The sequence below is a fragment of the Thauera phenylacetica B4P genome (assembly GCF_000310225.1).
GTDB lineage: Bacteria > Pseudomonadota > Gammaproteobacteria > Burkholderiales > Rhodocyclaceae > Thauera > Thauera phenylacetica.
Genome location: NZ_AMXF01000178.1, coordinates 1 through 8,883, shown reverse-complemented (window position 1 = coordinate 8,883; position 8,883 = coordinate 1). Strand labels below are relative to the sequence as shown.

General features: G+C 70.3%; 7 protein-coding genes. 1 reads left to right on the top strand and 6 read right to left on the bottom strand.

Annotation, left to right across the window (positions count from 1 at the left end; translation table 11 throughout):
• Nucleotides 1-77: 77 nt before the first annotated feature.
• The 6 genes from gcvT to gcvH form a co-directional block, all read right to left on the bottom strand.
• The gene (gene gcvT / locus C667_RS17265) at nt 78-1,211 is read right to left on the bottom strand and encodes a glycine cleavage system aminomethyltransferase GcvT (protein WP_004371648.1); all 1,134 of its coding nucleotides are present in this window, start codon (nt 1,209-1,211) and stop codon (nt 78-80) included.
• Between the two features lie 31 nt (nt 1,212-1,242).
• Nucleotides 1,243-2,622, bottom strand: a complete 1,380-nt coding sequence (locus C667_RS17260; RefSeq protein WP_004371647.1) for an L-serine ammonia-lyase — start codon at nt 2,620-2,622, stop codon at nt 1,243-1,245.
• Between the two features lie 16 nt (nt 2,623-2,638).
• Nucleotides 2,639-3,892: a serine hydroxymethyltransferase gene (glyA, locus tag C667_RS17255; protein ID WP_004371644.1), complete on the bottom strand. Its 1,254-nt coding sequence runs from the start codon at nt 3,890-3,892 to the stop codon at nt 2,639-2,641.
• Between the two features lie 92 nt (nt 3,893-3,984).
• Nucleotides 3,985-4,509: a glycine cleavage system transcriptional repressor gene (locus tag C667_RS17250; RefSeq protein WP_004371642.1), complete on the bottom strand. Its 525-nt coding sequence runs from the start codon at nt 4,507-4,509 to the stop codon at nt 3,985-3,987.
• A gap of 12 nt (nt 4,510-4,521) precedes the next feature.
• The gene (gene gcvP, locus C667_RS17245) at nt 4,522-7,404 is read right to left on the bottom strand and encodes an aminomethyl-transferring glycine dehydrogenase (protein ID WP_004371640.1); all 2,883 of its coding nucleotides are present in this window, start codon (nt 7,402-7,404) and stop codon (nt 4,522-4,524) included.
• A 55-nt stretch (nt 7,405-7,459) separates the two neighbouring features.
• Entirely contained in the window at nt 7,460-7,828 is a 369-nt protein-coding gene (gene gcvH / locus C667_RS17240) for a glycine cleavage system protein GcvH (RefSeq protein WP_004371636.1), read from the bottom strand.
• 132 nt (nt 7,829-7,960) lie between these two features.
• Here gcvH and C667_RS17235 point away from each other — a divergent pair, with 132 nt between their 5' ends.
• The gene (locus tag C667_RS17235) at nt 7,961-8,812 is read left to right on the top strand and encodes a LysR substrate-binding domain-containing protein (RefSeq protein WP_004371634.1); all 852 of its coding nucleotides are present in this window, start codon (nt 7,961-7,963) and stop codon (nt 8,810-8,812) included.
• Nucleotides 8,813-8,883: the final 71 nt, after the last annotated feature.

Here is an 8,883-nt window from a genome sequence, read left to right as displayed (position 1 = left end):
CGTTCGGTCTCGTTCATGTCTCGGAGCATGCCAGTCCCAGCACAAACAGGCGAGATTGGAGAAAAACTCTCACGCTCTCAGCCGCGGTGGTAGCGCTGCGGCACGAAGGGCGTGCTCGCGACCTCCACCGGCACCGGCTTGCCGCGCACCATCGCGGCGAGCTGAGTGCCCGGCTTGGCGAGCGCCGTCTCCACGTAGCCCATCGCCACCGGCGCCTCCAGCGTCGGTCCGAAGCCGCCGCTGGTCACCACGCCGACCTTGCGGCCGTCGGCGTCCACCAGCTCGGCGCCCTCGCGCACCGGCACGCGCGCGTTCGGGCGCAGGCCCACGCGCTTGCGCGCCACGCCCTTGGCGATGTGCTCGAACACCGCCGCGGCGCCCGGGTAGCCGCCGGGGCGCGCGCCGTCGGCGCGGCGCACCTTGGACAGCGCCCACAGCAGGCTGCTCTCGACCGGCGAGGTGTTCTGGTCGAGGTCGTGGCCGTACAGGCACAGGCCGGCTTCCAGGCGCAGCGAGTCGCGCGCGCCCAGGCCGATGGGGGCGACCTCGGGGTGGCTCAGCAGCTCCTTCGCCAGCGCCTCGGCCTTGTCGGCCGGCACCGAGATCTCGAAGCCGTCCTCGCCGGTGTAGCCCGAGCGGCTGATGTAGCACTCGGTGCCGACCAGGGTGACGGTGGCGGTGTTCATGAACACCATGTTCGCGGTCTCGGGCGCGAGGCGCGCCATCACCGCGCCCGCCGCCGGCCCCTGCAGCGCGAGCAGCGCGCGGTCGGCCAGCACCTCGACCTTGCAGCGGGCGGACAGGTGCTGCTGCATGTGCGCGATGTCCTGCGCCTTGCAGGCCGCATTGACGACGACGAACAGCCGGCCGTCGCCGAAGTTGGCGACCATCAGGTCGTCCATCACGCCGCCCTGGTCGTTGAGGAAGAGCGCGTAGCGCTGCATGCCCACGGGCAGGTCGACGATGTCCACCGGAACCAGGGCTTCCAGCGCCGCCGCGGCGTCGGGGCCGACGAGCATGACCTGGCCCATGTGCGAGACGTCGAAGAGACCGGCCTGGCTGCGGGTGTGGTTGTGCTCCTTGAGGATCCCGGCGGGGTACTGCACCGGCATCTCGTAGCCGGCGAAGGGCACCATCCTGGCGCCGAGGGAGACGTGCAGGTCGTACAGCGGGGTGCGCAGCATGGGCGCGGCGGAGTCGTGGTCGCTCATCGTGTGTCCTTTGTGCAGTGGCAGGGGGTGGTCAGCATTCGATCACGTTCACGGCGAGGCCGCCGCGCGCGGTTTCCTTGTATTTCAGCTTCATGTCGGCGCCCGTGTCGCGCATGGTCTTGATGACCTTGTCGAGCGACACGAAGTGGGTGCCGTCGCCGCGCAGCGCCATGCGCGCGGCGTTGATCGCCTTGATCGAGCCCATCGCGTTGCGCTCGATGCAAGGCACCTGCACCAGGCCGCCGACCGGGTCGCAGGTCAGGCCCAGATTGTGCTCCATCCCGATCTCGGCCGCGTTCTCGACCTGCTCCGGCGTACCGCCGAGCACCTCGGCGAGCGCGCCGGCCGCCATCGAGCACGCCACGCCGACCTCGCCCTGGCAGCCGACCTCGGCGCCGGAGATCGAGGCGTTCTCCTTGTACAGGATGCCGATCGCCGCCGCGGTGAGCAGGAACCGGATCACGCCCTCCTCGTTGGCGCCGGGCACGAAGCGGCTGTAGTAGTGCAGCACCGCGGGCACGATGCCGGCGGCGCCGTTGGTGGGCGCGGTGACGACGCGGCCGCCGGCGGCGTTCTCCTCGTTCACCGCGAGCGCGTAGAGGTTGATCCAGTCCATCGTGGTCAACGGGTCGCGCAGCGCGGCCTCGGGGGCGCTGGAGAGCTTGCGGTACATCTCCGCCGCGCGCCGCCGCACCTTCAGCCCACCCGGCATGATGCCCTCGCGCTCGCAGCCGCGGCGCACGCACAGCTGCATCACGTCCCAGATGCGCAGCAGGCCGGCGCGGGTCTCGGCGTCGCTGCGCCAGGCACGCTCGTTCTCCAGCATCAGCTGGCTGATCGACAGCCCCCTGTCGCGGCACTGCGCGAGCAGCTCGGCGCCGGAGCGGAAGGGGTGCGCGAGCGGCGTCGTGTCGGCGACGATGCGGTCGGCGCCGGCGGCGGTCTCGTCGACGACGAAGCCGCCGCCGACCGAGTAATACACCTTGCTCGCCAGCACCTCTCCGGCCGCATCGAAGGCGGTGATGCGCATGCCGTTCGGGTGATAGGGGAGCGACTGGCGGCGATGCATCAGCAGATGCTCGCGCTCGACGAAGGCGATCGGATGCGTGCCGGCCAGCAGCAGCCGGCGTTCGCCGCGGATGCGCTCGAGCCTGGCCTCGACCTGGTCGGGATCGACGCGGTCCGGGACCTCGCCCTCCAGCCCGAGCAGCACGGCCTTGTCGCTGCCGTGGCCCTTGCCGGTGGCGCCGAGCGAACCGTAGAGCTCGGCCTTCACGCCGCCGACCTGCCCGAGCAGGCCGGCCTCGGCCAGCCCGCTCGCGAACACCTGCGCCGCACGCATCGGCCCCACCGTATGCGAGGACGACGGCCCGATACCGATCTTGAACAGGTCGAAGACGCTGATGGCCATGGCGACGCCTCCGCGCTCAGCGCCCGTACACCGGAAAGCGGGCGCACAGCGCCGACACTTTCGCCCGCACCGCCGCGATGACCGCGGGGTTGTCGATGTCGTCGAGGATGTCGCAGATCCAGCCCGCGAGCTCGGTGACCTCGGCGACACCGAAGCCGCGCGTGGTGGCCGCGGGCGTGCCGATGCGCACGCCGCTGGTGACGAAGGGCGACTGCGGGTCGTTGGGGACGGTGTTCTTGTTCACCGTGATGTGCGCCGCGCCCAGCGCCGCGTCGGCGGCCTTGCCGGTGATGCCCTTGGCGATCAGGTCGACCAGGAACAGGTGGTCGTCGGTGCCGCCGGAGACGATCTTGTAGCCGCGCGCGACGAACACGCCCGCCATCGCGCGCGCGTTGGCGATCACCTGCTGCTGGTATTCCCTGAACGAAGGCTCGAGCGCCTCCTTGAAGGCCACCGCCTTGGCGGCGATCACGTGCATCAGCGGGCCGCCCTGGGTGCCGGGGAAGACCATCGAGGCGATCTTCTTCTCGATGTCGGGGTTGGCGCGGCCGACGATGATGCCGCCGCGCGGGCCGCGCAGCGTCTTGTGGGTGGTGCTGGTGACGATGTCGGCGAAGGGCACCGGGTTGGGGTAGAGCCCGGCGGCGACCAGGCCGGCGACGTGGGCCATGTCGACGAAGAGCAGCGCGCCGACCTTGTCGGCGATGGCGCGGAAGCGCGCGAAGTCGAGGTGGCGGGCGTAGGCCGAGAAGCCGGCGACGATCATCTTCGGCTTGCATTCGAGCGCCTGGGCCTCGAGCGCGTCGTAGTCGATCACGCCGTCGTCGGTGACGCCGTACTGCACGGCGTTGAAGATCTTGCCGGAGAAGTTGACCTTGGCGCCGTGCGTGAGGTGGCCGCCGTGGGCCAGGCTCATGCCCAGGATGGTGTCGTGGGGCTGCAGCAGCGCGAGGTACACCGCGGCGTTGGCCTGCGAGCCCGAGTGCGGCTGCACGTTGGCCCAGTCGGCCGCGAAGAGCTGCTTGACGCGATCGATGGCGAGTTGCTCGACCACGTCGACATGCTCGCAGCCGCCGTAGTAGCGCTTGCCGGGGTAGCCCTCGGCGTACTTGTTGGTCAGCACCGTGCCCTGCGCCTGCATCACGCGCGGGCTGGCGTAGTTCTCGGAGGCGATGAGCTCGATGTGGTCTTCCTGGCGTGCACGCTCGGCCTCGATGGCCTGCCACAAGGCATCGTCATAGCCGGCGATCTGCATCTGCTTGTCGAACATGGTGATTCTCCGCTTGTAGTGATCGAATGGAGGGGTCTGCACCCCGGGGAGGGGGTGCATCCGGCCGGTGCAGGCCGGCGTATCGGTTCAGCTCAGGCGCCGGTCTCCAGCTTGAGATCCACCATCAGCTCGTTGGCCAGCGACTCGAGCGCCGCCTGCACTTCGCCGGCCGAGACGCTCGCCGGTACGCGGACCTCGAGCTCGGCGCGGAACATCGCCTCGCCGCTGAAGGACGCGCTCTCGCAGGCGCTGTCCATGCGCTCGATGCTCGCGCCGTGCTGCGCCAGCACCGAGGAGATGTCGCGCACGATGCCGGGGCGGTCGTGGGCGAGCAGCTCCATGCGGATCAGCTCGCCGCCGGCCGCGCCCGCGGCGGCGGTGCCGCGCTCGATGCTCAGGCTCAGGCCGGTCGAGGACAGCGCGCGCAGCGCCGCCTCGAGGCGGTCGGCGTCCGCTTCGGCCACGTCGAGGCGCACGATGCCGGCGAACTTGCCGGCCAGGTGCGCCATGCTGCTGTCGAGCCAGTTGGCGCCGTTCGCGGCCGCGCACTCGGCGAGCGCATTGACCAGGCCCGGACGATCGGCGCCGACCAGGGTGACGATGAAAGAGAGGTTCATGGCTTGGATTCCTCAGGCTTGCTCGTAGTCGGACAGCGGCGGGCAGGCGCACACCAGGTTGCGGTCGCCGTACACGTTGTCCACCCGGCCGACCGGCGACCAGTACTTGTTGCCGCGCAGGCTGGCCACCGGGTAGGCGGCGAGCTCGCGGCTGTAGGGGTGGGGCCACTCGCCGGCGATCGCCTCCGCGGTGTGCGGGGCGTTGACGAGCGGGTTGTCCCGGGCGTCGAACTCGCCGCTGGCGACCTTGGCGATCTCCTCGCGGATCGCGATCATCGCGTCGCAGAAGCGATCGAGCTCGGCCTTCGACTCGCTCTCGGTCGGCTCGATCATCAGCGTGCCGGGCACCGGGAAGGACATCGTCGGCGCATGGAAGCCGAAGTCCATCAGGCGCTTGGCCACGTCGTCGACGCTGATGCCGGTGCTGTCCTTGAGCGGACGCAGGTCGAGGATGCACTCGTGCGCGACCAGGCCGTTCTCGCCGCGGTAGAGCACCGGGTAGTGCGGCTCGAGGCGCTGGGCGATGTAGTTGGCGTTGAGGATCGCCGTCACCGTGGCGTGGCGCAGGCCGTCACGGCCCATCAGCGTGATGTAGGTCCAGGTGATCGGCAGGATGCTGGCGCTGCCCCAGGGCGCGGCGGCGACTGCGCCGATGCCCTCGAGGCCCACCGAACCGTGCCCCGGCAGGAAGGGCGCGAGGTGCGACTTGACGCCGATCGGGCCCACGCCCGGGCCGCCGCCGCCGTGCGGGATGCAGAAGGTCTTGTGCAGGTTCAGGTGCGAGACGTCGCCGCCGAACTGGCCCGGGCCGCACAGGCCGACCATGGCGTTGAGGTTGGCGCCGTCGATGTACACCTGGCCGCCGTGGGCGTGCACGATGTCGGTGATCTCGCGCACCGCGGTCTCGAACACGCCGTGGGTCGAGGGGTAGGTGATCATGATCGCGGCGAGCTGGTCGGCGTGCTGCGCCGCCTTGGCCTTGAGGTCGGCGACGTCGACGTTGCCGTTGGCGTCGCAGGCGACCACCACCACGCGCATGCCGGCCATGTTCGCCGTGGCCGGGTTGGTGCCGTGCGCCGAGCTCGGGATCAGGCACACGTCGCGGTGACCTTCGCCGCGGCTGGCGTGCCAGGCGCGGATCGCCAGCAGGCCGGCGTACTCGCCCTGCGAGCCGGCGTTGGGCTGCAGCGACACGGCGTCGTAGCCGGTGCAGGCGCACAGCATGCGCTCGAGCTCGGCGGTGAGCTGGGCGTAGCCCTGCGTCTGGTCGGCGGGCGCGAAGGGGTGCAGGCCGCCGAACTCGGGCCAGGTCACCGGGATCATCTCGGTGGTGGCGTTGAGCTTCATGGTGCACGACCCGAGCGGGATCATCGTGCGGTCGAGCGCCAGGTCCTTGTCGGCCAGGCTGCGCAGGTAGCGCAGCATGCGGGTCTCGGACTGGAAGGCGCTGAACACCGGGTGGGTCAGGAAGGCGGAGCTGCGCAGCTGCGCGGCCGGCAGCGCCTCCTGCACCAGGTTCTCGACGGCATCGAAATCGAGCCCTGCGGAGCCGTTGCCGAACACCTGCCACAGCGCCTCGACATCGGCGCGGCGGGTGGTCTCGTCGAGCGCGATGCCGACCGTGCCGGCGTCGATCTCGCGCAGGTTCATGCCCGCGGCGCGCGCGGCGGCATGCACCGCGGCGGCATCGACGACACGCACGGTAATCGTGTCGAAGAAGGCCGTCGTCGGCACGTCCGCGCCGAGGCGGCGCAGGCCGGCGGCCAGGGTCGCGGTCAGGCGATGGACCCGGCGCGCGATCGTCGTCAGCCCGGCCGGGCCGTGGTAGCAGGCGTACATGCTGGCCATGATGGCGAGCAAGGCCTGCGCGGTGCAGATGTTGGAGGTGGCCTTCTCGCGGCGGATGTGCTGCTCGCGGGTCTGCATCGCCAGGCGGTAGGCCTTCTTGCCGTGGCTGTCGATCGACACGCCGACCACGCGGCCGGGCATCACGCGCTTGTGCTCGTCGCGGGTGGCGAAGTACGCGGCGTGCGGGCCGCCGAAGCCCATCGGGATGCCGAAGCGCTGGGTCGAGCCGATGGCGACGTCGGCGCCGAACTCGCCCGGGGGCTTGAGCAGGGTGAGCGCGAGCAGGTCGGCGGCGACCACCACCAGCGCCTTCCTGTCGTGCGCGGCGGCGACGATGGCGGCGTAGTCGGTCACCTCGCCGGTGCTCGCCGGGTATTGCAGCAGCACGCCGAAGACCTCGTGCGCGGCGAGTTCGGTCGCGGCGTCGCCGACGATGACCTCGAAGCCGAGCGGCTCGGCGCGGGTGCGCACCACCTCGATGGTCTGCGGGTGGCAGTCGCGCGAGACGAAGAAGGCCTTGGCCTTGCTCTTCGACAGGCGCTGGCAGAAGGCCATGGCCTCGGCCGCGGCGGTGGCCTCGTCGAGCAGCGAGGCGTTGGCGATCTCCAGGCCGGTGAGGTCGGTGACCATGGTCTGGAAGTTGAGCAGCGCCTCCAGGCGACCCTGCGAGATCTCGGGCTGGTACGGGGTGTAGGCGGTGTACCAGGCCGGGTTCTCGAGCACGTTGCGCAGGATGACCGTGGGCGTGAAGGTGTCGTGGTAGCCCGTGCCGATGAACGAGCGCAGCACCCGGTTCTTGCCCGCGATCGCGCGCAGCAGCGCCAGCGTCTCGGGCTCGCTGCGGCCTTCGGGCAGGGCCAGCGGCGCGACCGACAGGATGGAGGCGGGGATGACCTTGTCGATCAGCTGGTCGAGCGAGTCGAGGCCGAGCACGTCGAGCATGGCGCGCGTCTCGGCGGCGTCCGGGCCCACGTGGCGGCCGACGAAGTCGTCGCGCTGCTCGAGCTGCGCGAGCGTCGCGGGGAAGCGGGTGTCGTGGATGTTCATGGCAGGGGCGGTCCAGGAAAAGGTGAGGCGGGCGGGATCGAGCGGACGGCGCCGATCAGGCGGTCAGCTTTTCGTAGGCGGCCTGGTCCAGCAGGGCGTCGGCGGCGGCGGAATCGTCGAGACGGATGCGGATGAACCAGCCCGCGCCGAGCGGATCCTCGTTGACCGTGGCGGGCGAATCGACCAGCGCCGGGTTCACCTCGACGACGGTTCCGGCCAGCGGCATCTTCAATTCACCGGCCGCCTTCACCGATTCGATCACGGCCGCTTCGTCGCCCTGGGCGAAGCTGGCACCCACATCGGGCAACTGCACGAACACGATGTCGCCGAGCGCGTTCTGCGCGTAGTCGGTGATGCCAACGGTGGCAACATCGCCTTCGACGCGCAGCCACTCGTGATCTTCGGTAAATTTCAGGATGCTCATGATGTCTCCCTCAGTCTGATTGATCGGGCAGGCCGCGGATCGCGGTTGCAGGGAGCATCTTAGCGGCGCGACTCCATTTGCGAAGTTGATAGTTGAAATGAAATAATTAATCTTATAAATGCACTCGAGCCCATGTTGAATCTGCCTACGGAGCTTCTCCGCACCTTCATCAAAGCCGTGGATCTGGGCAGCTTCACGCGCGCAGGCGACGCGGTCGGACGCACGCAGTCCGCGGTCAGCCTGCAGATGCGGCGACTGGAGGAGATGCTCGACGCCCAGCTCTTCGAGCGCGGCACGCACCGTGTGAAACTCACCGAGGAGGGCACCACCCTGGCCGGCTACGCGCGCCGCCTGCTGGCCCTGAACGACGAGGCGGTGGCCAGCCTGCGCCGCCCGCGGGTAGCCGGCTGCGTGCGGCTGGGGGCGCCGCACGAGTACATGGCCTCGCTGCTGCCGACGATCCTCGGCAAGTTCGCGCAGTCGCATCCGGGCGTGACGCTGGAGGTGACCTGCGACCTGAGCAAGAACCTGCTCGAGCGCCAGGCGAAAGGCGATTTCGACCTCGTCATCGCCTTGCACGAAGACGGGGATCGCGGCGGCGGCATCCAGGTGCACACCGAACCCCTGGTGTGGGTCACCAGCGCCGATCACGCGCGCCACGACCAGCAACCGCTGTCACTGGTGCTGGCGCCGCCGCCCTGCATCTACCGCAACCGCATCCTGCACACCCTGGGCCGGCTCGGCCGCAGCTGGCGGGTGGCCTACACCAGCTCGAGCTACAGCGGCATCGTGGCCGCGGTGCGCGCCGGGCTGGGCGTGACCCTGCTGGCCGCGAGCACCGTGCCGGCAGGCGTGCGCACGCTGGGCGAGCGCGAGGGCTTCCCCGAGATGGGCGCGCTCGACGTGTGCGTGCATGGCAGCCGCGAGAACGCCTCGGAGGCGGCCGACTGCCTGGCGGAGTACGTTGCGGCCAGCTTCGGCTGAGCGCGGCGGTCAGCGCGGCGCCGCGAACCGGCGCCGGGCGGGCCGCCCCACCCGCTCAGTCGGCGAATGCG

Excerpts from the sequence above, each read along its gene's own strand:
- gcvP (WP_004371640.1), bottom strand. The coding sequence starts at position 7,404 with ATGAACATCCACGACACCCGCTTCCCCGCGACGCTCGCGCAGCTCGAG.
- glyA (WP_004371644.1), bottom strand. The coding sequence starts at position 3,892 with ATGTTCGACAAGCAGATGCAGATCGCCGGCTATGACGATGCCTTGTGG.
- gcvT (WP_004371648.1), bottom strand. The coding sequence starts at position 1,211 with ATGAGCGACCACGACTCCGCCGCGCCCATGCTGCGCACCCCGCTGTAC.
- C667_RS17235 (WP_004371634.1), top strand. The coding sequence starts at position 7,961 with ATGTTGAATCTGCCTACGGAGCTTCTCCGCACCTTCATCAAAGCCGTG.
- C667_RS17250 (WP_004371642.1), bottom strand. The coding sequence starts at position 4,509 with ATGAACCTCTCTTTCATCGTCACCCTGGTCGGCGCCGATCGTCCGGGC.
- gcvH (WP_004371636.1), bottom strand. The coding sequence starts at position 7,828 with ATGAGCATCCTGAAATTTACCGAAGATCACGAGTGGCTGCGCGTCGAA.
- C667_RS17260 (WP_004371647.1), bottom strand. The coding sequence starts at position 2,622 with ATGGCCATCAGCGTCTTCGACCTGTTCAAGATCGGTATCGGGCCGTCG.